The organism is Rubrivivax benzoatilyticus JA2 = ATCC BAA-35 (assembly GCF_000190375.1).
GTDB classification, from domain to species: Bacteria; Pseudomonadota; Gammaproteobacteria; order Burkholderiales; family Burkholderiaceae_C; genus Rubrivivax; species Rubrivivax benzoatilyticus.
In genome coordinates, this window is the sequence record NZ_AEWG01000113.1 from 1 (window position 1) to 21,633 (window position 21,633).

General features: G+C 71.5%; 22 protein-coding genes. 12 read left to right on the plus strand and 10 right to left on the minus strand.

Annotation, left to right across the window (positions count from 1 at the left end; all coding sequences use genetic code 11):
• From RBXJA2T_RS13050 to RBXJA2T_RS13085, 8 genes are all read left to right on the plus strand, one after another.
• A partial coding sequence (locus RBXJA2T_RS13050) for an SPOR domain-containing protein (protein ID WP_009857859.1) occupies positions 1–292 on the plus strand: 292 nt, incomplete at its 5' end.
• A gap of 65 nt (positions 293–357) precedes the next feature.
• A complete protein-coding gene (locus tag RBXJA2T_RS13055; RefSeq protein ID WP_009857860.1) occupies positions 358–1,005 on the plus strand; it encodes a thiol:disulfide interchange protein DsbA/DsbL in 648 nt (215 codons plus the stop codon).
• A 115-nt stretch (positions 1,006–1,120) separates the two neighbouring features.
• Positions 1,121–1,741: a lipopolysaccharide transport periplasmic protein LptA gene (lptA, locus tag RBXJA2T_RS13060; protein ID WP_009857861.1), complete on the plus strand. Its 621-nt coding sequence runs from the start codon at positions 1,121–1,123 to the stop codon at positions 1,739–1,741.
• Positions 1,741–2,499: an LPS export ABC transporter ATP-binding protein gene (gene lptB / locus RBXJA2T_RS13065; RefSeq protein ID WP_009857862.1), complete on the plus strand. Its 759-nt coding sequence runs from the start codon at positions 1,741–1,743 to the stop codon at positions 2,497–2,499. Before lptA ends, lptB begins: the two co-directional genes overlap by 1 nt.
• Before the next feature lie 10 nt (positions 2,500–2,509).
• Complete coding sequence (locus tag RBXJA2T_RS13070; protein WP_009857863.1) at positions 2,510–4,012, plus strand: RNA polymerase factor sigma-54; 1,503 nt, start codon at positions 2,510–2,512, stop codon at positions 4,010–4,012.
• 165 nt (positions 4,013–4,177) lie between these two features.
• Positions 4,178–5,413 (plus strand): THUMP domain-containing class I SAM-dependent RNA methyltransferase, encoded by a 1,236-nt coding sequence (locus tag RBXJA2T_RS13075; RefSeq protein WP_009857864.1) that lies wholly within the window; start codon positions 4,178–4,180, stop codon positions 5,411–5,413.
• The gene (locus RBXJA2T_RS13080) at positions 5,410–6,048 is read left to right on the plus strand and encodes a DsbA family oxidoreductase (protein WP_009857865.1); all 639 of its coding nucleotides are present in this window, start codon (positions 5,410–5,412) and stop codon (positions 6,046–6,048) included. The genes RBXJA2T_RS13075 and RBXJA2T_RS13080 overlap by 4 nt, the downstream gene beginning before the upstream one ends.
• A 188-nt stretch (positions 6,049–6,236) precedes the next feature.
• Positions 6,237–6,872 (plus strand): hypothetical protein, encoded by a 636-nt coding sequence (locus RBXJA2T_RS13085; protein WP_009857866.1) that lies wholly within the window; start codon positions 6,237–6,239, stop codon positions 6,870–6,872.
• Here RBXJA2T_RS13085 and RBXJA2T_RS13090 read toward each other — a convergent pair.
• The 7 genes from RBXJA2T_RS13090 to RBXJA2T_RS13120 form a co-directional block, all read right to left on the minus strand.
• A complete protein-coding gene (locus tag RBXJA2T_RS13090; RefSeq protein ID WP_009857867.1) occupies positions 6,858–8,366 on the minus strand; it encodes an amidase in 1,509 nt (502 codons plus the stop codon). The two genes, RBXJA2T_RS13085 and RBXJA2T_RS13090, sit on opposite strands and share 15 nt — an antisense overlap.
• A gap of 42 nt (positions 8,367–8,408) precedes the next feature.
• A complete protein-coding gene (locus RBXJA2T_RS13095) occupies positions 8,409–9,137 on the minus strand; it encodes a 16S rRNA (uracil(1498)-N(3))-methyltransferase (RefSeq protein ID WP_009857868.1) in 729 nt (242 codons plus the stop codon).
• Positions 9,138–9,186: 49 nt separating this feature from the next.
• Complete coding sequence (locus RBXJA2T_RS13100) at positions 9,187–9,675, minus strand: hypothetical protein (RefSeq protein ID WP_009857869.1); 489 nt, start codon at positions 9,673–9,675, stop codon at positions 9,187–9,189.
• A gap of 51 nt (positions 9,676–9,726) precedes the next feature.
• A complete protein-coding gene (locus tag RBXJA2T_RS13105; RefSeq protein ID WP_009857870.1) occupies positions 9,727–11,394 on the minus strand; it encodes a long-chain-fatty-acid--CoA ligase in 1,668 nt (555 codons plus the stop codon).
• Positions 11,395–11,528: 134 nt separating this feature from the next.
• A complete protein-coding gene (locus RBXJA2T_RS13110; protein WP_009857871.1) occupies positions 11,529–12,950 on the minus strand; it encodes an NAD(P)(+) transhydrogenase (Re/Si-specific) subunit beta in 1,422 nt (473 codons plus the stop codon).
• The gene (locus RBXJA2T_RS13115; RefSeq protein ID WP_009857872.1) at positions 12,947–13,264 is read right to left on the minus strand and encodes an NAD(P) transhydrogenase subunit alpha part 2; all 318 of its coding nucleotides are present in this window, start codon (positions 13,262–13,264) and stop codon (positions 12,947–12,949) included. Before RBXJA2T_RS13115 ends, RBXJA2T_RS13110 begins: the two co-directional genes overlap by 4 nt.
• A gap of 11 nt (positions 13,265–13,275) precedes the next feature.
• Positions 13,276–14,406: a Re/Si-specific NAD(P)(+) transhydrogenase subunit alpha gene (locus RBXJA2T_RS13120; RefSeq protein ID WP_009857873.1), complete on the minus strand. Its 1,131-nt coding sequence runs from the start codon at positions 14,404–14,406 to the stop codon at positions 13,276–13,278.
• A 102-nt stretch (positions 14,407–14,508) separates the two neighbouring features.
• On the opposite strand from RBXJA2T_RS13120, the gene RBXJA2T_RS13125 reads away from it, so the two are divergent.
• The 3 genes from RBXJA2T_RS13125 (at position 14,509) to RBXJA2T_RS13135 (ending at position 17,718) form a co-directional block, all read left to right on the plus strand.
• A complete protein-coding gene (locus RBXJA2T_RS13125) occupies positions 14,509–15,006 on the plus strand; it encodes an NUDIX hydrolase (RefSeq protein WP_009857874.1) in 498 nt (165 codons plus the stop codon).
• Between the two features lie 130 nt (positions 15,007–15,136).
• On the plus strand, positions 15,137–16,702 hold the full coding sequence (locus RBXJA2T_RS13130) for a methyl-accepting chemotaxis protein (protein ID WP_009857875.1): 1,566 nt from the start codon (positions 15,137–15,139) through the stop codon (positions 16,700–16,702).
• 59 nt (positions 16,703–16,761) lie between these two features.
• Positions 16,762–17,718, plus strand: coding sequence for a CysB family HTH-type transcriptional regulator (locus RBXJA2T_RS13135; protein WP_009857876.1), 957 nt, complete (start codon positions 16,762–16,764; stop codon positions 17,716–17,718).
• Positions 17,719–17,766: 48 nt separating this feature from the next.
• On the opposite strand, the gene RBXJA2T_RS13140 is transcribed toward RBXJA2T_RS13135, so the two are convergent.
• Positions 17,767–18,951: an ATP-binding protein gene (locus tag RBXJA2T_RS13140; RefSeq protein WP_009857877.1), complete on the minus strand. Its 1,185-nt coding sequence runs from the start codon at positions 18,949–18,951 to the stop codon at positions 17,767–17,769.
• Between the two features lie 89 nt (positions 18,952–19,040).
• On the opposite strand from RBXJA2T_RS13140, the gene RBXJA2T_RS13145 reads away from it, so the two are divergent.
• Entirely contained in the window at positions 19,041–19,673 is a 633-nt protein-coding gene (locus RBXJA2T_RS13145; RefSeq protein ID WP_009857878.1) for a cold shock and DUF1294 domain-containing protein, read from the plus strand.
• A 10-nt stretch (positions 19,674–19,683) separates the two neighbouring features.
• Here the strand turns inward: RBXJA2T_RS13145 and RBXJA2T_RS13150 are convergent, their stop codons facing one another.
• The gene (locus tag RBXJA2T_RS13150) at positions 19,684–20,703 is read right to left on the minus strand and encodes a sulfate/molybdate ABC transporter ATP-binding protein (protein ID WP_029718881.1); all 1,020 of its coding nucleotides are present in this window, start codon (positions 20,701–20,703) and stop codon (positions 19,684–19,686) included.
• Positions 20,693–21,631, minus strand: coding sequence for a sulfate ABC transporter permease subunit CysW (gene cysW / locus RBXJA2T_RS13155; RefSeq protein ID WP_009857880.1), 939 nt, complete (start codon positions 21,629–21,631; stop codon positions 20,693–20,695). The genes RBXJA2T_RS13150 and cysW overlap by 11 nt, the downstream gene beginning before the upstream one ends.
• Between the last annotated feature and the right edge of the window lie 2 nt (positions 21,632–21,633).

Here is a 21,633-nt window from a genome sequence, read left to right on the forward strand (position 1 = left end):
CCGCGATCCGGCGGCCATCCTCGCCGGCCAGTCCACCGACCGGGCCGCTGAAGCGTTCGTGTACTTCGTGCAGACCGGCGCGTTCACGCGCACCGAGGACGCCGAGCAGGAGCGCGCCCGCCTGGCGATGCTCGGCTTCACGGCCAAGGTGAGCGAGCGCGAGCAGGCCGGCAAGACGATGTACCGGGTGCGCACGGGCCCCTACGGCACGCGCGACGACGCCGAGGCCGTCCAGGGACGGCTGCAGGCGGCGAACATCGACGCCCGGCTGGTCCGCGCCGAGAAGCCCTGAGCAGGGAACCCGGCACGGGTGCGGCCGGTCCCATGCGACGACACCGATCACTCGAAAGGAAACTCATGAAGCGGCGCGATTTCTCGATCCAACTGGCCGGTGCGGGCCTGGGCCTGGCGATGGCCGGTGGCGCCCGCGCGCAGGGCGGGCCGGTCGAGGGCACGCATTACGTGCGGCTGCAGACGCCCGCACCGACCTCGATCCCCGAGGGCAAGAAGGTCGAGGTCGTCGAGTTCTTCTGGTACGAGTGCGGCCACTGCTTCAACTTCGAGCCGCTGCTGGAGACCTGGAGCAAGCGCCTGCCGGCCGACGTCGTGTTCCGCCGCGTGCCGGTGGGCTTCACCGCGCGCCACCAGATCGCCCAGAAGATCTTCTACGCGCTCGAGGAGATGGGTCAGGTCGGCGCGGTGCACCGCAAGGTGTTCAACGCGATCCACGTGCAGGGCAAGCGCCTGCTGTCGGAGTCGGACATCATCGACTTCATGGTCGCCAACGGCCTCGACGGCAAGCGCTTCGGCGACGCCTTCCGCTCGTTCAGCGTGGCGACCAAGGCCAGCCGCGCCAAGCAGCTCGCCGACGCCTACAAGATCGACGGCGTGCCGGCGATGGGCATCCAGGGCCGGTACTACACTTCCGGCGCCCTGGCCGGCGGCCACGAGCGTGCGCTCGCGGTGGCCGACTTCCTGATCGCCCGCTCCCGCCAGGGCGCCTGAGCCCGGGCCCGCGCCGGGTCTTGATCCGGCGCATCGGCCTCGCAACGCGGGGCCCGCGAACCCTGTTCGACGGCACGAACTTGTGGCTAGAATGCTTGCAAGTTTCGTGCCGAAAATGACGCTCCGTTTCGCCCTCCTCCGCCGTGCCGCACCGCTGGTGCTGGCGCTGCTGTGCGCCGCCGCGGCCGCCGAGCGCGCCGACCGCGAGCGCCAGATGGTCGTCGAGGCCGACCGGCCGGGCTCGGTCGACCTGCAGCGCCAGCTCGTCGAGTTCAACGGCAACGTCGTCATCACCCAGGGCACGATGGTCATCCGCGCCGACCGCGTCGAGCTGCGCGAGACGGCCGACGGCTACCGCGCCGCCACCGCCATCGGCAGCGCCGGCCGCCCGGCGAGCTACCGCCAGAAGCGTGACGGTGTCGACGAGGTCGTCGAGGGCGTGGCCGACCGCATCGAGTACGACGGCCGCGCCGACACGCTGCGTTTCATCGGCAACGGCGCGGTGCGCCGGCTGCGCGGCGCGGTCGTCGCCGACGAGATCACCGGCTCGCAGATCGTCTGGGACAACACCGCCGAGACCTTCAGCGTCGCCGGCGGCGAGACGACCCGTGCCAACCCGAGCGGTCGCGTGCGCGCGGTGCTGAGCCCGCGCAGCGACAAGGCGGCCACGCCGCCGGCCGCGCCGGCCTCGGCCGCGCCGCTGGCGCCGGCGCGCTCGCTCGGGGGCCAGCGCTGATGGAAACCGCCGTCGCGGGCAGCCGGCTCGAAGCCGAGAACCTGCAGAAGAGCTACGGCCAGCGGCGCGTCGTCAAGGACGTGCACCTGTCGGTGGCCGCCGGCGAGGTCGTCGGCCTGCTCGGCCCCAACGGCGCCGGCAAGACCACCACCTTCTACATGGTCGTCGGCCTGGTGCGTGCCGACGCCGGCCAGATCCGCATCGACGGCCGCCCGGTCGAGCGCCTGCCGATCCACCAGCGATCGCGCCTGGGGCTGTCGTACCTGCCGCAGGAAGCGTCGATCTTCCGCAAGCTGACCGTCGAGGAGAACATCCGCGCCGTGCTCGAGCTGCAGCAGGGCCCGGACGGCCGGCCGCTGAAGCCGGCGCAGATCCAGGAGCTGCTGGACAAGCTGCTGCACGACCTGTCGATCGAGAAGCTGCGCGACTCGCCGGCGCCGGCGCTGTCCGGCGGCGAGCGCCGCCGCGTCGAGATCGCCCGGTCGCTGGCCACGCAGCCGCGTTTCATCCTGCTCGACGAGCCCTTTGCCGGCGTCGACCCGATCGCCGTCATCGAGATCCAGCGCATCATCGCCTTCCTCAAGTCGCGCGGCATCGGGGTGCTGATCACCGACCACAACGTGCGCGAGACGCTGGGCATCTGCGACCGCGCCTACATCATCAGCGAAGGCAGCGTGCTCACCGAAGGCACGCCGCAGGCGATCGTCGAGAACGCCGAGGTGCGCAAGGTCTACCTCGGCGAGCATTTCAAGATGTGACGCGCGGCCGATGAAGCCCTCCCTCCAAGTCCGCCTGTCGCAGCATCTGGCGCTGACGCCGCAGCTGCAGCAGTCGATCCGGCTGCTGCAGCTGTCGACGCTGGAGCTGCACCAGGAAGTCGAGCAGATGCTCGAGCAGAACCCGTTCCTGGAGATGGACGAGGACGCGGCGACACCGTTCGACGCGCCGGCCGAACGTGCCACCGTCGACCGCGTCGCCGAGCGTGACGACGGCGACGGTGCCGCCGAGCCGGCACCGGCCGAGGTCGACGCCGCCGAGTTCGGCACCACCGAACGCGACGACTGGGAGAACGGCACCGAGCGCGACGACTTCGACGGCATCCGCGAGACCCCGGCCGCGGCCGCGCCCGAAGGCGACGACGACCTCGACCCGCAGGAGCGCCGCGCCGGCGCCGGCACGCTGCAGGACCACCTGCGGCGCCAGATCGCCGGCATGCGGCTGTCGGCCGAGGACGCTGCGGCACTGCACGTGCTGATCGAGTCGCTGGACGACGACGGCTACCTCGCCGACCCGCTGGAGGACATCGCCGCGCGCCTGGCCGACATGCTGGACCTGGACGACGAGGAGCAGCGCGAGGCCCTGGCCGACCGCCTGCAGTGCGCGCTGCGCTGGCTGCAGAGCCTGGAGCCGACCGGCGTCGGCGCACGTTCGCTGTCCGAGTGCCTGGTGCTGCAACTGCGCACGACGCCGCGCTGCGAGGCGCGCGAGGTCGCGATCCGCATCTGCGAGCACTCGCTGGAGCTGCTGGCGCGGCGCGACGTGAAGAAGCTGACCGCCGCCACCGGCGCCGGCGAGGACCTGCTGCGCCAGGCGCAGGCACTGATCGTCGCCTGCGAGCCCAAGCCGGGGCGGCCGTTCGCGCCGGCCGAGTCGAACATCATCGTGCCCGACGTCATCGTCCAGAAGTCGGGGCGCGGCTTCAAGGTGCTGCTGAACCCGGACGTGATGCCCAAGCTGCGCATCAACGACCTCTACGCCCAGGCGATCCGCGGCCAGCGCAACGGCGCCGGCGGGCTGTCGTCGCGGCTGCAGGAGGCGCGCTGGTTCATGAAGAACATCCAGCAGCGTTTCGACACCATCCTGCGTGTGTCCAAGGCCATCGTCGAGCGCCAGAAGGGTTTCTTCACCCACGGCGCGATCGCGATGAAGCCGCTGGTGCTGCGCGAGATCGCCGACGAGCTGGGCCTGCACGAGAGCACGATCTCGCGCGTGACGACGGCCAAGTACATGGCCACGCCGCAGGGCACCTTCGAGCTGAAGTACTTCTTCGGCAGCTCGCTGAACACCGAGGCCGGCGGCAACGCGTCGAGCACCGCGGTGAGGGCGCTGATCCAGCAGCTCGTCTCGGCCGAGGACGCCAGCAAGCCGCTGTCGGACAGCCAGCTGTCGCAGATGCTCGAGGAGCAGGGCATCCAGGTCGCGCGCCGCACCGTCGCCAAGTACCGCGAGGCGCTGAAGATCGCGCCGGCCTCGCTGCGCCGGGCGATCTGACGCGACCACAGCCCGGGGTCAGGTCTCGCGGGGCAGCCCGGGGTCAGGTCTCGCGAGACCTGACCCCGTCCTCCGTGACCCCGTCCTCCGCGTCCTCCGCCACAACGCGCCGCCGCCGCCGCAGCTGGACTACAGTCCAGCGCTTTCGTCCGTCGCGCCGCCGTCATGACCGTCTCCCTGTTCCTTCCCTGCGCCGGTGGCGTCGAGCCGCTGCTGGCCGACGAGGCCGCCCGCATCACCGGCTGCCGCACCGAGGCCGTGCGCGGCGGCGTCTTCGTCGACGGCGACGCCCGCGCCGCGATGGCGCTGAACCTGGAGAGCCGGCTCGCCCAGCGTGTGCTGTGGCCGCTGATCGACGGCCCCTACCGCGACGAGCACGAGCTCTACGAACTCGCGCGCCGCGTGCGCTGGGACGACTGGATCACGCCGCGCCAGACGCTGCGTGTCGACGTCGCGGCGCAGCGTTCGCCGCTGAAGAGCCTGAACTTCGCGACGCTGCGCGTGAAGGACGCCGTCTGCGACCAGCTGCGCGAAACGAGCGGCGAACGCCCCAGCGTCGACACCCGCCACCCCGACCTGTCGCTGCAGCTCTACGTCGGCCCCGAGCACGCGACGCTGTACGCCGACACCTCGGGCGAGGCGCTGTTCAAGCGCGGCTGGCGCGACGAACGCGCCGGCGGCGTCAAGGGCGAGGCGCCGCTGAAGGAGACGCTGGCCGCGGCGATGCTGGCCGCCGCCGGCTGGCAGGGCCGCGAGGCGGACGGCGCGCTGCTCGACCCCTGCTGCGGCGCCGGCACGATCGCCATCGAGGCCGCGCAGATCGCCTGCGGCATCGCCCCGGGCATCAAGCGCCGTTTCGCCTTCGAGCGCCTGCTGCCCTTCCGCGACCAGCTCGGCGCCTGGCGCGAGCTGCAGCAGGCCGCGCGCGAGCGTGTGCACGCGCCGGCGGTCGAGGTCTTCGCCGGCGACGTGAGCTTTCGCATGACCGACTTCGCGGCGCGCAACGCCGCCAACGCCGGCGTCGGCCAGGCCATCGCCTTCAAGACTGCCGACGCGCTGCAGCGCCCGGCACCGGCCGAACGCGGCACGCTGATGCTCAACCCGCCGTACGGCGAGCGCATCGCGCCCAAGGGCAGCGGCAGCGCACGCGGCGACGCGCCCGGCGGCGCACGCGAAGGCTTCGACGGCGGCGGCTCGTCGGCCGAGTTCTTCGGCGCGCTGGCCGCACACTGGAAACGCCGCTACGCCGGCTGGACGGCCTGGGTGCTGAGCCCGGAGATGAAGCTGCCGTCGCTGATGCGGCTGAAGGAGAGCCGGCGCGTGCCGATGTGGAACGGGCCCATCGAATGCCGGCTGTTCCGCTTCGACATGGTTGCCGGGTCCAACAAGGAGGCCGCATGAAGCGTCTGCACATCGATTTCGTCAGCGACGTCGTCTGCCCCTGGTGCGCCATCGGCCTGGCGTCGCTGGAGCGGGCGCTGGAGAACCTGGCCGGCGAGATCGAGGCCGAGATCGAGGTCCGCCCCTTCGAGCTGAACCCCGACATGGCGCCCGAAGGCGAGGCCATCGACGAACATCTTCAGCGCAAGTACGGCGGCGCGCCCGAGCAGTTCGCCGCCGTGCGGCGCACGCTGGCCGAACGCGGCGCGGCGGTCGGCTTCGCCTTCGGCGAGCGCACGCGCATCTGGAACACCTTCGACGCCCACCGGCTGCTGCACTGGGCCGGTCTCGAAGGCCGGGCGCTGGACCTCAAGCGGGCGCTGCTCGCCGCCTACCACGGCGAAGGCCGCAACCCGAGCAACCCCGAGGTGCTGGCCCAGGTCGCGGCCGGCGTCGGGCTGAACGAGGCCCGCGCCCGCGAGGTGCTCGAACGCGGCGAGTTCGCCGACGCCGTGCGCGCCGAGGAGCAGCGCTGGCTGGCGCTGGGCATCCGCTCGGTGCCCGGCGTCGTCGTCAACGAACGCCACCTGATCTCCGGCGGCCAGCCGCCCGAGGTCTTCGAGCAGGCGCTGCGCGAGATCGCCGCCGGCCGCTGAACGGCCGGCCCGGCCGCGGCAACACCTCGCCGCGCGCCGGCGCACCGACTGCGGGCTGGGGGGTGCCCCGGGCTTCGCTGACGCAGCGCAAGCGGCGGGCCGCGGTGCGGCCGAGCATGGCCTCGACGGGCCCCGCGGCGCAGTCGTCCGGCCGCCGGGCGACCGTTGTCCGCACCAGGAGATCGATCATGGCCACCCGTTTGGACCTGCTGGGCTCCGTGCCCGCACCCAACCGCACCGACCTGTTCCGGCCGCGCCCGCCGCTGCCGTTCGCCCGCCCGACGATCATCACCTTCGACGACGTGCCCGACGGCACCGTCATCGACGAGCAGTACGCCGCCAAGGGCGTGCACTTCGCGTCGATCAGCACCAGCCCGCCGCGGCGCTGGAGCAGCTACGCACGCTCGGCCTGGGGCATCGAGAGCGCGCCCAACGGCGTGTCGGTGGTCGCGCCGCCGCAGCTGAGCCTGTTCGACGCGCGCCAGGGCGGCATCGAGGCGCGTTTCGACAAGCCGCAGCAATGGGTGTCGATCGACGCCCAGCCGGTGCTGCCGCCCGAGTACTTCGGCAACCCGACGGCGCGACCCTTCATCGAGGCCTACGACGCCGGCAACCGGCTGCTCGAGCGCACGCGCTACCCGCTGAACCCCGGCGACCCGGCCTGGGGCAGCTGGCAGGTGCTGATGGTGTCGGCCGGCAGCGCGGTCATCACCCGGGTCGTCATCTCCAGCGCCTGGGACGGCGGCGTCGCGGTCTACGGCCTGTTCGACCGGCTGGCTTTCGGCACCGAACGGTCGCTGCTGCCGTTCTCACTGGGCGGCTGAACCGCTGGCGATCGGCGGCAGGCGGTCGAACCAAGGCGCATCGGCCTCGAGCTCGGCCGCCAGCTGCAGCAGCGTCACCTCGTCGCCCTGGCGGCCCACGGCTTGCACGCCCAGCGGCAGACCCTCGGGCGTGCGGTGCAGCGGCAGGCTCATCGCCGGCACGCCGGCCAGGTTGGCGAGCTGCGTGAACGGGTACGGCGCCAGGTTCTGCACGAACAGGCGCTGCACACGCGTGTCGAGCGCGCCCCAGCGCGCCAGCGGCGCGAGCAGCCCGCTGGCCAGCAGCAGGTCGGTCAGCCGGGCCTCGGCCGGCGACGGCTCCAGCGCACCGAGCGGCAGCGCCGGCCGTGCGGTCGTCGGCGTCAGCCAGACGTCGTGGGCGGTGAAGAAGGCCCCCAGCGTGCGCGCGAACCCGTTCCAGCGCGCCAGGCCGGCGGTCAGCGCCGCGCCGCCCAGGCGCTGGCCGTAGGCGGCCATCACCCGCGTCAGCGGCTCGAACTCGGTGTCGCGCGCGCCCAGCGCACGCGCCTGGGCCATCACCGCCGGCACCTGGGCCGCGTAGAGCTGCAGATAACAGGCCGCGACCGCGTGGCCGTCGACGGGCGGCGCGGCTTCCTCGACGTGGTGGCCCAGGGCTTCGAGCCGGCGCGCCGCGGCCTGCACCGCCGCCGCGGCCTCGGCGTCGACCGCGGTGCCCAGCGGCGAGGCCGTCGAGAACGCCACACGCAGCCGCGCCGGCGGCCGGCGCAGCGCGGCGACGAAGGGCTCGGCCGGCGCGGCGCCGGTGAACGGGTCGCCGGGCTCGGGGCCGCAGAGGATGTCCAGCGCCAGCGCGCTGTCGCGCACGCTGCGCGAGATCACGCCTTCCGAACAGGCGCCGAACCAGACCTCGCCCAGACCCGGGCCGTTGGAGATGCGCCCGCGCGACGGCTTCAGCGCGAACAGCCCGCAGAACGCCGCCGGGATGCGCAGCGAGCCGCCGCCGTCGTTGCCGCCGGCCATCGGCACCACACCCGCGGCGACCGCCGCCGCCGAGCCGCCGCTGGAGCCACCGGCGTGGCGCGCCGGGTCCCAGGGGTTGCGCACGGGGCCGAAGGCGCGCGAGTCGCTGACACCCTTGAGGCCGAACTCCGGCAGGTTGGTCTTGGCGAAGACCGTCGCGCCGGCGTCGAGCAGCCGGCGCAGCACCGCGGCGTGCACCGGCGGCACGAGGCGTTCGCCGGCGCGGCTGCCGTAGCTCGTCGGCACGCCGGCGACATCGGCGACGCTGTCCTTGACGACGAACGGCACACCGCCCAGCGGACCGGCGGCGCCGTGCGCCAGCTGGGCCTCGGCCAGCGCCGGCAGCCAGCGTGTGACGGCGTTGAGACGTGGCTGCACCCGTTCGGCCTGGGCGCGGGCCAGGTCCAGCAGCTCGTGCGGCGAGACCTCGCCGCGGCGCACCAGATCGGCCAGCGCGGTGGCGTCGTGGCGCAGGTACTCGTCGTGCCGCATCGGCGGCGATTGTCGCGGCGGCGCCGGCTGCCGCGCAGCGGGTCAGACCCGCAGCCCGGCCCAGCCCAGCACCGCCAGCGGCGCGGTGTCGGCGCGCAGCACGCGCGGGCCCAGGCCGACGGCGGCGAAGCCGGCGGCAACGGCCGCGGCCTCCTCGGCCGGCGACAGGCCGCCTTCGGGGCCGCTGAGCGTGCAGAAGCCGGCACCGGCCGGCAGCCGCTCGGCCAGCGGGCGCGCGCCGGGGCGCGGGCTCAGCAGCAGCCGGGTGCCGAGATCCTGCTCCGCGGGCAGCGCGCCCAGCCAGGCCGCCAACGGCCGCACCGGCTGGATGCGCGGCACGCGCGTGCGCCCGCACTGCTCGCAGGCGGCCACGGCCACCGCCTGCCAGTGCGCCTGCTTGCGCTCGGCACGTTCGCCGTCCAGGCGCAGCACCGACCGTTCGCAGACCAGCGGCTGGATCGCCGCGACGCCGAGTTCGGTGGCCTTCTCGACCAGCGCGTCCATGCGGTCGTTGGCCGGCATGCCGACGGCCAGCGTCGCCGCGAACGGCAGCTCGCGCTCGACGGCCTGCGGCTCGCCGACACGCACCGTGACCTCGCTGCGCCCCATCGCGACGACCTCGGCCGGCCATTCGGCGCCGCCGCCGTCGAACAGGACCAAGGCGTGGCCGGGCTGCAGCCGGCGCACCTGGACGTGGCGCGCGGCGCCGGGCGGCAGCGCCAGCGTGCTGCCGGCGGCCAGGGGAATGTCGAGATAAAGACGGGTGCTCATCGCGGCGCGCAGTGTGCCGCAAGCCGCCCCCGGCGCGCCGCCCCGTTGCTCAGGGCGCGCCGCCGAGGCGGCGGCAGAAGGCCAGCGCCGCAGCCTCGCCGTCGGCGGCCTCGAGCTCGTCTACGAAACGCAGCGCGAGCTGGCGAAGCTCGTCCAGGCCCTGGCTGCGCTCGACGTCGAGCACCATGCGGTAGCCCTTGACGAGGCCCAGCCGCGAGCGGGCCTCGGAGGTCAGCAGGTCGTACAGCACCCGCGGCTCGGCGCCGGCCAGCGCGGCCTGCGCCGCGCCCTGCGCCCGCGAGACGGCCGCCGCAGCGGCCGCCAGACGCGGCGGCGGGCTGCTCTCGGCAACGTAGCCGAGCGCGATCAGGCGCTCCAGGTCGGCCGCTTCGGCGCCGGCGACGGCGGCCAGCCACTGCTCGGCCGGCCGCGACGGGTCGACGATCAGCAGCAGGTTGCGCGCGGCGCGAGAGAGCTGGCCGTCGCGGGCGCGGATGGCCTCGCGCCCGGCGTCGGTGCGCTGCAGGCGCACGCTCATGCGCGGCCCCGGCGGGCGCAGGCGCCCGTGCGGCGGTCGGCGCCCATGGCGTCAGCCGCGCAGTTCGCGCCGCAGGATCTTGCCGACCGGGGTCTTGGGCAGGTCGGTGCGGAACTCGACCACCTTCGGCCGCTTGTAGCCGGTGAGGTTGGCCTCGCAGTAGGCCCGCACGTCGGCCTCGGTGACCGCCGGGTCCTTCTTGACGATGACCACCTTCACGGCCTCGCCGGCCTTGGCGTCGGGCACGCCGACGGCGGCGCACTCGAGCACGCCGGGCATCTGCGTGATGACGTCCTCGACCTCGTTCGGGTACACGTTGAAGCCCGAGACCAGGATCATGTCCTTCTTGCGGTCGACGATGCGGAAGTAGCCGCGTTCGTCGACCAGGCCGACGTCACCGGTGCGGAAGAAACCGTCGGCGGTCATCACCTTGGCGGTCTCGTCGGGGCGCTGCCAGTAGCCGGCCATGACCTGCGGGCCCTTGATCGCGATCTCGCCGGCGACACCGGGCGGCACCTCGCGGCCGTCGTCGTCGAGCAGGCAGACCTCGGTGGACGGCAGCGGCAGGCCGATGGCGCCGCTGTAGGCGTCGGTGTCGACCGGGTTGCAGGTCGCCGACGGGCTGGTCTCCGACAGGCCGTAGCCTTCGCAGATCGGGCAGCCGGTCTTCTCCAGCCAGAGCTTGGCCGTCGCGTGCTGCACCGCCATGCCGCCGCCGATGCTGATCTTCAGGTGGCTCCAGTCGACCTTGTCGAAGTCCGGGTGGTTGGCCAGCGCGTTGAACAGCGTGTTGACCGCCGGGAAGCTGTGGAAACGGTGCTTGGACAGCTCCTTCAGCGTCGACGGGAAGTCGCGTGCGTTGGGGATCAGGATGTTGCAGCCGCCGGTGCGCATCGACAGCATCATGTTCGCCGTGAAGCCGAAGATGTGATAGAGCGGCAGCGCGCAGACGGTGACGACCTGCTCGCCGGCCGGGATCCTCTTCAGCGCCGGCTGGTACCAGGCCTCGGACTGCAGCACGTTGGCCACCAAGTTGCGGTGCAGCAGGATCGCGCCCTTGCTGACGCCGGTGGTGCCGCCGGTGTACTGCAGCACGGCGATGTCGTCGGGGCCGATCTTGCCCGTCGCCAGCGGCTTGTTGCGGCCGCGCGCCAGCGCGTCGGGGAAACGCACCGCGCCCGGGATGTCCCAGGCCGGCACCATCTTCTTCACCTTGCGCACGACGTGGTTGACGATCGCGCCCTTGATCAGGCCGAGCATGTCGCCCATCGCCGCGACGATCACCTTCTTCGTCGGCACCGCCTCGTAGACCTTCTGCAGCGTGGCGGCGAAGGTCTCGAGGATGACGATGGCCTTGGCGCCGGAGTCCTTGAGCTGGTGCTCCAGTTCACGCGGCGTGTACAGCGGGTTGACGTTGACGATGACGTAGCCGGCCCGCAGGATGGCCGCGACGGCCACCGGGTACTGCGGCACGTTGGGCATCATGATCGCGACGCGGTCACCGCGTGCCAGCCCCAGCGACTGCAGGTAGGCGGCAAAGGCGCGCGAGAGCTCGTCGACCTCGCCGAAGCTCACGGTGCGACCCATGAACTTGTACGCGGGCAGCTCGCGATACTTGCCGAAGCTTTCCTCGAGCAACGCGACCAGCGACGGGTACAGCTCGGCGCTCACTTCGGCGGGCACGCCCGCCGGGTACTGCTTCAGCCAGATCTTCTCCATGCACCTTTTCTCCGTGGAACGCGGGATTCTGTCGGCTGCCTTACGTCCGCGTCATCCGGGATTCCGAGCAGGCACGCCTGCCCCGGGAGGTGCTGCACGCGCCGGCCTCGGGGCGGGGCCGGCGCGCAGGGCCGTCACTCGACGGCCTTGACCATCTCCTCGACGACCTTCTTCGCGTCGCCGAAGACCATCATGGTCTTGTCCATGTAGAACAGCTCGTTGTCCAGGCCGGCGTAGCCGCTGGCCATCGAACGCTTGTTCACGATGACGGTCTTGGCCTTGTAGGCCTCGAGGATCGGCATGCCGTAGATCGGGCTGCCCTTGACGTGCGCCGCCGGGTTCACGACGTCGTTGGCGCCGAGGATGATCGCCACGTCGGCCTGGCCGAACTCGGCGTTGATGTCTTCCATCTCGAAGACCTGGTCGTACGGCACCTCGGCCTCGGCCAGCAGCACGTTCATGTGCCCCGGCATGCGGCCCGCCACCGGGTGGATGGCGTACTTCACCGTCACGCCCTTCTCGGTGAGCTTGGCCGCCAGCTCCTTCACCGCGTGCTGGGCGCGCGCCACCGCCAGGCCGTAGCCCGGGACGATGATCACCGTCTCGGCATTGCCGAGGATGAAGGCCGCGTCGTCGGCGCTGCCGCTCTTGACGCTGCGCTGCGCCTGGCCACCCGCCGCCGCCGTCGAGCCTTCGCCGCCGAAGCCGCCCAGGATGACGTTGAAGAACGAGCGGTTCATCGCCTTGCACATGATGTAGCTGAGGATCGCCCCCGAGCTGCCCACCAGCGAGCCGGCGATGATCAGCATGCTGTTGTTCAGGCTGAAGCCGATGCCCGCGGCCGCCCAGCCCGAGTAGCTGTTGAGCATCGACACCACGACCGGCATGTCGGCGCCGCCGATCGGGATGATGATCAGCACGCCCAGCACGAAGGCCAGCGCCAGCATCGCGAAGAACGCCGGCCAGCTCTCGGTGGCCGCGAAGGCCAGGCCCAGGCCGACCGTCGACAGCCCCAGCACCAGGTTCAGCATGTGCTGGCCGCTGAAGGTCACCGGCGCGCCCTGGAACAGGCGGAACTTGTACTTGCCGCTGAGCTTGCCGAAGGCGATGACCGAGCCGCTGAAGGTGATCGCGCCGATGGCCGCACCCAGGAACAGCTCGATGCGGTTGCCGACCGGGATCGGCTCGCCGCGGTTGATGATGCCGAAGGCCCAGGGCTCGGCGACCACCGCGACGGCGATGAACACCGCGGCCAGGCCGATCATGCTGTGCATGAAGGCCACCAGCTCGGGCATCTTCGTCATCTCGACGCGGTTGGCCATCAGCGTGCCGGCGCCGCCGCCGATCACGAGGCCCAGCAGCACCCAGCCCAGGCCCAGCGGCGAACCGGCGAGCTTGACGATGAGCGCCGCGGTGGTCAGCACGGCGATGGTCATGCCGACCATGCCGAAGACGTTGCCGCGGATCGAGGTCGTCGGGTGCGACAGGCCCTTCAGCGCCTGGATGAAGCAGATGCTGGCGACGAGGTAGAGCAGCGTGACGAGATTCAGGCTCACTTCTTGGCCTCCGCCGCCGGCTTGCGGTCCTTCTTCTTGAACATCTCCAGCATCCGCCGCGTGACCAGGAAGCCGCCGAAGACGTTGACCGCGCACAGCGCGACGGCCAGCACGCCCATGGTCTTGCCCAGGTCGGTCTCGGTCAGCGCCGCCGCCAGCATCGCGCCGACGATGACGATCGCCGAGATCGCGTTCGTCACCGCCATCAGCGGCGTGTGCAGCGCGGGCGTCACGTTCCACACCACGTGGTAGCCGACGTAGATCGCCAGCGCGAAGATGATCAGGTTCGTGACGGTCGGGCTCACGATTTCCATCGCCGCCTCCTTCAGTTCTTCTTCAGTTCGCCGCCCTGCGCCATCAGGCAGGCGAGCACGATGTCGTCGTCGGCCGGCACGTGCAGCGCGCCTTCCTTGGTGATGACGAGCTTCAGGAAATCGAGCACGTTGCGCGCGTACAGGCTGGAGCTGTCCGCCGCGACGAGCGCCGGCAGGTTGGTCTCGCCGATGATCGTCACGCCGTGCTTGTTCACCGTCTTGCCGGCCTCGGTCAGCGGGCAGTTGCCACCGACGCCGTCGGCGCCGCGGCCAGCGGCCATGTCGACGATCACCGAGCCCGGCTTCATGCTCCTGACCATGTCCTCGGTGACGAGCACCGGCGCCGCGCGGCCCGGGATCAGCGCCGTCGAGATGACGATGTCGGCCTGCGCGACGCGCTTGGCGACCTCGACCTTCTGGCGGTCCAGCCAGCTCTGCGGCATCGGGCGGGCGTAGCCGCCGACACCTTCGGCGGCTTCCTTCTCCTCGGGCGTCTCGTAAGGCACCTCGATGAACTTGGCGCCCAGCGACTCGACCTGCTCCTTGACGCTCGGACGCACGTCGGAGGCCTCGATGACCGCGCCCAGGCGCTTGGCCGTGGCGATGGCCTGCAGCCCGGCGACGCCGACGCCGAGGATGACGACACGCGCGGCCTTGATCGTGCCGGCGGCGGTCATCAGCATCGGGAACAGGCGCTGGTACTTGTCGGCGGCCATCATCACGGCCTTGTAGCCGCCGATGTTGGCCTGGCTGGACAGCACGTCCATGCTCTGCGCCCGCGTCGTGCGCGGCGCAGCCTCGAGCGCGAAGGCGGTCAGGCCGGCCGAGGCCAGGGCCTGCAGCCCAGGCTTGTCGAACGGGTTCAGCATGCCGACCAGCGTCGTGCCCGGCTTCATCAGCGCGAGCTCCTGCGCATCCGGGCTGCGCACCTTGAGCACCAGCTCGCAGCCGAACGCCGTCGCACGGTCGCAGATCTCCGCGCCGACGGCCGTGTAGGCCTCGTCCGGCGCACTCGCCGCCACGCCCGCGCCGCTCTGCACCTTCACGGTGTGGCCCTGGGCCTTCAGTTTCTTCGCCGTCTCTGGCGTGACGGCGACACGCGTCTCGCCCTGCGCCGTCTCCAGCGGCACCCCGATCAGCATGGGGATCTCCTAACCTACGTTGGTGAATTGGCCGCCGCGGGCGTCTGGTGCCGGCGCCCGGGGGCGTCGGAAGCTACCACAAGTCGCCGCTACGATCCGCCGATGCCGAGCACCCGCTGGACCCCCTTCGTCACCGTGGCCGCCGTCGTCGAGCACGACGGACGCTATCTGCTCGTCGAGGAGCAGACGCCCGACGGCCTGCGCCTGAACAACCCGGCCGGGCACCTCGAGTGCGGCGAGTCGCCGCTCGAGGCGGTGGTGCGCGAGACGCTCGAGGAGACCGCACGCGCCTTCACGCCCGAGGCGCTCCTCGGGCTGTACCTGTCGCGGTTCACGCCGCGGCCCGGTGACGACCGCACCTATCTGCGCATCGCCTACGCCGGGCGCGTCGGCGAGCCGCTGCCGGGCCGGGCGCTGGACAGCGGCATCGTGCGCACGCTGTGGCTGACGGCCGACGAGATCCGCGCCCAGGCCGCGCGGCTGCGCAGCCCGCTGGCGCTGCAGTGCATCGAGGACCACCTCGCCGGGCGGCGCCTGCCGCTGGACGGCGTGTACAGCCATCCCAGCCTGTGGAACGGCGCGGACCCCGTTTTGCGCTAGGACAAATCCCCGGACGCACAAGCTCAAGCTGGCGACAGGCGCGTCGATAGCCCGGGATGTCCTGGACAGTGTTCGCCCAACGCAGGCGGCACAAGGCCTCCCGTCAACGCCTAGACCAGAATAAGCCAACATGCGCCAGAACCTGCCCGTGACCCAGCGCGAGCACCCGTTCCCGGACGGCACGACGTTGATGTCGATGACCGATCCGCGCGGCAAGATCACCTACGCCAACGCGGCGTTCGTGGCGATCTCGGGCTACAGCCGGGAGGAGCTCGTCGGCAAGGCGCACAACATCGTGCGCCACCCCGACGTGCCGCCGGCGGCCTTCGCCGACATGTGGGCGACGCTGAAGTCCGGCCAGGCCTGGACCGGCATCGTCAAGAACCGGCGCAAGAACGGCGACCACTACTGGGTGCGCGCCAACGTCGCGCCGATCGTGCGCGACGGCCGCATCGTCGGCCACCTGTCGGTGCGCACGCGGCCGACGCCCGAGGAGATCCAGGGCGCGGAGGCGCTGTACCAGGAGATCCGCGAAGGCCGCGCCAAGGGCCTGGCGATCGAGGCCGGCCTGCTGGTGCGAACCGGCGTCGGCAGGCTGCTGTCGCTGCGCCAGCGCATGTCGCTGGCCTGGCGCGTGCGGCTGGGCGTGATGGTGGCGGCGCTGCCGGCGGTGGCTGCCGCGGCGGTGGCCGGCGCTCCGGCCGAGGTGCTCGCCGCCGTGGCTGCCGCCGCGGGCGTCGGCGGCCTGGCCGGCGGGCTGTGGCTGCGCCAGCAGGTCACGCAGCCGATCCGTGTCGCCGCCGAGCAGGCGCTGAAGGTCGCCACCGGCCAGCCCGGCAGCACGCAGCTGCTGGACCGCGCCGACGACGTCGGCATGCTGCTGCGCTCGGTGAACCAGGCCGGCCTGAACCTGCGCTCGCTGGTCGACGACGTCGCGCAGCAGGTCGACGGCCTGGGCAACGCCAGCCGCGAGATCGCCGCCGGCAACCTCGACCTGTCGCAGCGCACCGAACAGACCGCCGCCAGCCTGCAGCAGGCCGCGGCGTCGATGCAGCAGATGACCGGCAACGTGCGCCAGACGGCCGACAGCGCCGCCTCCGCGCACGATCTGGCCGAGGAGGCCACCGCCGCGGCCGCGCACGGCGGCCAGGCCGTCGGCCAGATGGTGGCCACGATGACCGAGATCAGCGGCAGCTCGGCACGCATCGGCGAGATCGTCGGCGTCATCGACGGCATCGCCTTCCAGACCAACCTGCTGGCGCTGAACGCCGCGGTGGAGGCCGCACGCGCCGGCGAGCAGGGCCGCGGCTTCGCCGTCGTGGCCGGCGAGGTGCGCGCGCTGGCCAAACGCTCGGCCGACGCGGCACGCGAGATCAAGCGCCTGATCACCGAGTCGCAGGAACGCGTGGAGGCCGGCAACCGCCAGGCCGGCGACACCGGCGCGGCGATGGAGCGCCTGGTGCAGCAGGTGCACCGCGTCGGCGACCTGCTGGCCGAGATCAGCGCCGCCGCACGCGAGCAGAGCGAAGGCATCGGCCAGGTCAACGTGGCCGTCAACGAGCTCGACCGCTCGACACAGCAGAACGCCGCGCTCGTCGAGGAGACGGCCGCCGCCGCCGCCAGCCTGCGCCAGCAGGCGGTGGCGCTGTCGGAGGCGGTGGCGGTGTTCGACCACGGCTCGGCCGCCCGCAGCTGAAGGGGCGCGTGGCGCGCCGGCGGCGCGAATAATCGCCGCGTTCCTTCCAGGAGGCCGGCGTGAACTTCCAGCAGCTGCGGTCGGTGCGCGAGACGGTGCGCCGGGGCTTCAACCTCACCGAGGTGGCGCAGGTGCTGCACACCTCGCAGCCCGGCGTGAGCCGCCAGATCCGCGAGCTGGAGACCGAGCTCGGCGTCGACATCTTCGTGCGCGCCGGCAAGCGGCTGACCGGGCTGACGGCGCCGGGTGCGACCATCCTGCCGATCGTCGAGCGCCTGCTGCAGGAGGCCGACAACCTCAAGCGCGCCGGCGACGACTACGCGGGGCAGGGCAAGGGCACGCTGGTCATCGCCGCGACGCACTCGCAGGCGCGCTACGCGCTGCCGACGGCGGTGCGCGACTTCCGCGCCGCGCACCCCGACGTGCAGCTGCGCCTGCACCAGGGCTCGCCGCAGCAGGTGGCCGAGCTGCTGCTCGAAGGCGAGGCCGACCTGGGTGTGGCCACTGCGCTGATCGCCACCTGCCCGGACCTGGTCGCGCTGCCCTGCTACCGCTGGACGCACTCGGTCGTCGTGCCGGCGGGGCACGTGCTCGCGCAGGAGGCCGAACGCGGCGTGCCGCTGACGCTGGAGCGGCTGGCGGAATTCCCGCTGATCACCTACGAACCCGGCTACACCGGCCGCAGCCAGATCGACGAGGCCTTCAGCCAGAAGGGACTGGTGCTCGACCTGGTGCTGTCGGCAATGGACGCCGACGTCATCAAGACCTACGTCGAGCTGGGCATGGGCGTGGGCATCATCGCCGCGATGGCCTGGGACGAGCAGCGCGACCCGGGGCTGCGCGCGATCGACGCGCGCCACCTGTTCGCCACCAACATGACGCACGTCGGCCTGCGCCGCGGCGCCTACCTGCGCGACTACGTCTACGACTTCATCCGCACTTTCGCGGCACCGCTGGACCGGGCGCTCGTCGACCGGGCGCTGGCGGCGCCGGCGGGGGTGGTGGTGGAGCCGTGAGCGTCGTGACGGCGATGCGCCCGGTGCGGGCCACCGGCGCGGCAGCGATCAATCGCCGGCAGCGTTCTTGACGTAGTTGCGAACCAGGTATTCCTCGAACATCGGCACCGTGAATGCGATATCGCCATGCGATGGGCTGTAGATCATTCCCTTGCTGATGATCTGTGACCGGCGCGGGCCGAGACTTTGGTGCGTCTCCTTCAATGCGGCCGCGACATCGGACGATCGATAAGGCCCTGACCCGAGTTTGGCCATCGCAATCACGTATTCCCGTTCCTTCGGCGTCAAGCGGTCGAAGCGCACCTTGAAGAATCCGTCGTCGAGGCGCTTCGTCGCCGCACCTGCCGCCCGCACGGCGTCAGCCAGCGTGATGGGCGATCTCTCGGCGATGTTCCAGCATTGGTATCCCCACTCCTGCAGAAAGTACGGGTAGCCTTTGGTTTTCGCCACGATCTCGTGCAGCGCTTCGTTCTCGATGCGCTCGCCCTCGTCTTCGATCGGCTGCCGGATCGCACTTTCAGCATCCTCGTTCCCGAGGGCACCCACCGCGGGATAGTGAAACAGGCGCTCGGCGTAGGACTTTGCGTCCCCGGACAGTGCCGCGACTTGCGGCAGCCCCGCACCAAAGAACAGCACCGGCAATTCGCGCTGATTGGCCTTGTGCAGGGCGACGATCAGCGCCGCCAGGTCCGAGGAACGAAGGTATTGCACCTCGTCGATCAGCAGAGTCCACGCCTTGCCTGCGGCCCTCGCGGTCTCGCCAACCCGCACGAACAGCTCCGGCAGGTCCGCCTCCAGATCGCCGCTGTCGGCAACACCGACTTCCGGGTCGACCGATATCGAGATCTCGCCATAGGTGAGCTTGAACGCCGCAGAAAATGAGCGCAGAGCCCGCAGTGCCTGATGCGCCTTGGCCTTGGCATTCTCGGCAGCGGAGAGCTTTCGGACGGCTTGGTTGATCTTCGGGACGAGAAGCTCGCTCAGCGCCTTGCCCTCCGGCGCCTCGATCGCCGAGGTGATGTGGCCGGCAGACTCGGCCATCTCCTCGATCTTGTTGAGCAGGACCGTCTTGCCCACCCCTCGGAGGCCGAGCAGCATTTGCGACCGGCTCGACTTCCCGAGCAGCGCTCTCTGGATGGCGGTCCGGGCGTCTTGAAGAATGCCCTCCCGTCCCGCCAACTCGGGGGGACGGCTTCCAGCGCCAGGCGCAAACGGGTTGCGGACCGGGTCCATGATGACTCCTTGCGAACGGCCTCTATTGATTTCTAACTTAGTCTATGACCCAGAGGCTAGACTTTGCTAGCTTCAGCTAGATCTCGGCCATGGCTTCTTCCCTCATCCGTTTCGACGGCAAGCTCACCCGCTGGAACGACGACCGCGGCTTCGGGACCATCGAGTCCACCCAGGGCGGCAAACCGATCTTCATGCACATCTCGGAATGGCCCCGGGACGCGCCGCGGCCACGCGTCGACCAGCGGGTGTCGTTCGAGATCGAGCAGGGGCCCAAGGGCAAGCGGGCGACCAGGATCCAGCCGCTCGTGCCACGCCGAACAGCGGCACGCGCCGCGCGGCCGGGGCCGGCCGCCTGGGGCACGGCCACGCTGTTCGTGATCCCCGCCTTCCTGCTGCTGTACCTGGGCCTGTCGGTGCTCTGGCGGCTGCCGCTGTGGGTCGGCGGGCTGTACCTCGGCGCCAGCGTCGTCGCCTTCCTGGCCTACGCGCAGGACAAGTCGGCCGCCGAGCGCGGCGCCTGGCGCACGCCGGAGAGCACGCTGCACACGCTGGCGCTGCTCGGCGGCTGGCCGGGCGCGCTGCTGGCGCAGCAGTGGCTGCGCCACAAGTCGAGCAAGCCGGCCTTCCGCCGCGTGTTCTGGGCGACGGTGATGCTCAACGTGGCGGCGCTGGCGGTGCTCGGTTCGCCGCTGGGTGCGGCGCTCGCCGGCGCCGCAGGCTGAGCCGCAGCGCCTAAACGCTCCCCGCCACGAAGCGCGTCACGCGCCGCGGCCGCAGGTGGTAGTGGCCGCCGACGGCCAGCCCCAGGCGCTCGCGCAGCGCGACGTAGTCGGCGCGCAGCATCTCGACGTCGACGAAGCCGCCGTCGTCGCCGCGGCGGAACTCCAGCCGCGTGTGCGCGCCCACCGTCAGCGTGTGCGCCAGCGTCGCCGGCAGCGCGTCGGGCGCGGCCTCGCCGAGGATGTCCAGCTCGTGCGGGCGCACGTAGCCGGTCTCGCCGTCGGGCACGCCGAAGCGGCCGCGGAACAGGTTCACGTCGCCGAGGAACTGCAGCACGAACGGCGTCGCCGGGTGGTCGTAGACCTGGTCGGGCGCGCCTTCCTGCTCGATGCGGCCGGCGTTCATCACGACGACGCGGTCGGCGACCTCCATCGCCTCCTCCTGGTCGTGGGTGACGAAGACGCTGGTGACATGCACCTCGTCGTGCAGCCGGCGCAGCCAGCGGCGCAGCTCCTTGCGCACCTTGGCGTCGAGCGCGCCGAAGGGCTCGTCGAGCAGCAGCACCTTGGGCTCGACGGCCAGCGCACGCGCCAGCGCCACGCGCTGGCGCTGGCCGCCGGAGAGCTGGTGCGGGTAGCGGTCGAGCAGCGGGCCCAGCTGCACCAGCTCCAGCAGCTCGGTCACCTTGCGCCGGATCGTCGCGTCGTCGGGGCGCCGGTGCTTGGGCCGCACGCGCAGGCCGAAGGCGACGTTCTCGAAAATCGTCATGTGGCCGAACAGCGCATAGTGCTGGAAGACGAAGCCGACGTTGCGCTCGCGCACGTCGGTGTTCGTCGCGTCCTCGCCGTGGAAGTGCACGCTGCCGGAATCGGGCACTTCGAGCCCGGCGATGATGCGCAGCAGCGTCGTCTTGCCCGAGCCCGAGGGCCCCAGCAGCGCGACCAGTTCGCCGGACGGGATGTCGAGGTTGAGGTCGTCGCAGACGACCGTGCTGCCGAAGCGTTTCTTCATGCTGCGGACTTCAATGCTCACCGGCGGCTCCCTTCATCGTCGCCTTCACGCGCTGCTCGACGGCGTACTTCAGCACCAGCGTGACCAGCGCCAGCGCCGCGAGCAGCGACGCGACCGCGAACGCGGCGGCGAACTGGTATTCGTTGTAGAGGATCTCGATGTGCAGCGGCATCGTGTTCGTCTCGCCGCGGATGTGGCCGCTGACGACGCTGACCGCGCCGAACTCGCCCATCGCGCGGGCGTTGCAGAGGATCACGCCGTACAGCAGCGCCCACTTCACGTTGGGCAGCGTCACGCGACGGAAGATCTGCCAGCCGCCGGCCCCCAGCACACGCGCCGCCTCTTCCTGCTCGACGCCTTGCGCCTGCATCAGCGGGATCAGCTCGCGCGCGACGAAGGGGAAGGTGACGAAGACGGTGGCCAGCACGATGCCGGGCACGGCGAAGATGATCTTCAGGTCGTGGTCGCGCAGCCATTCGCCGAACCAGCCCTGCATGCCGAAGACGAGCACGTAGATCAGGCCGGCGATCACCGGGCTCACCGAGAACGGCAGGTCGATCAGCGTCAGCAGCAGGTTCTTGCCGCGGAAGTCGAACTTGGCGATGCACCAGGCCGCGGCGATGCCGAACACGAGGTTCAGCGGCACGCTGATCACCGCCGCCAGCAGCGTCAGCTTGACCGCCGACAGCGCGTCGGGCTCGACGATCGCCGCCATGTAGACCGCCCAGCCCTTCTTCAGCGCCTCGTGGAAGACGGTGGCCAGCGGCACGAACAGGAACAGCGTCAGGAACACCAGCGCGGTGCCGATCAGCAGCCGGCGCACCCAGGCCGGCTCCTCGGTAGGCCCCTGGCGGCGCTCGACGGCCGGGGCGGCCACCGGCCAGGGCTCCGTCTTGCGCCGCACGACGGCGCGCCAGCCGCCACGCAGCCGGGTCGTCGTCGTGTTCATTG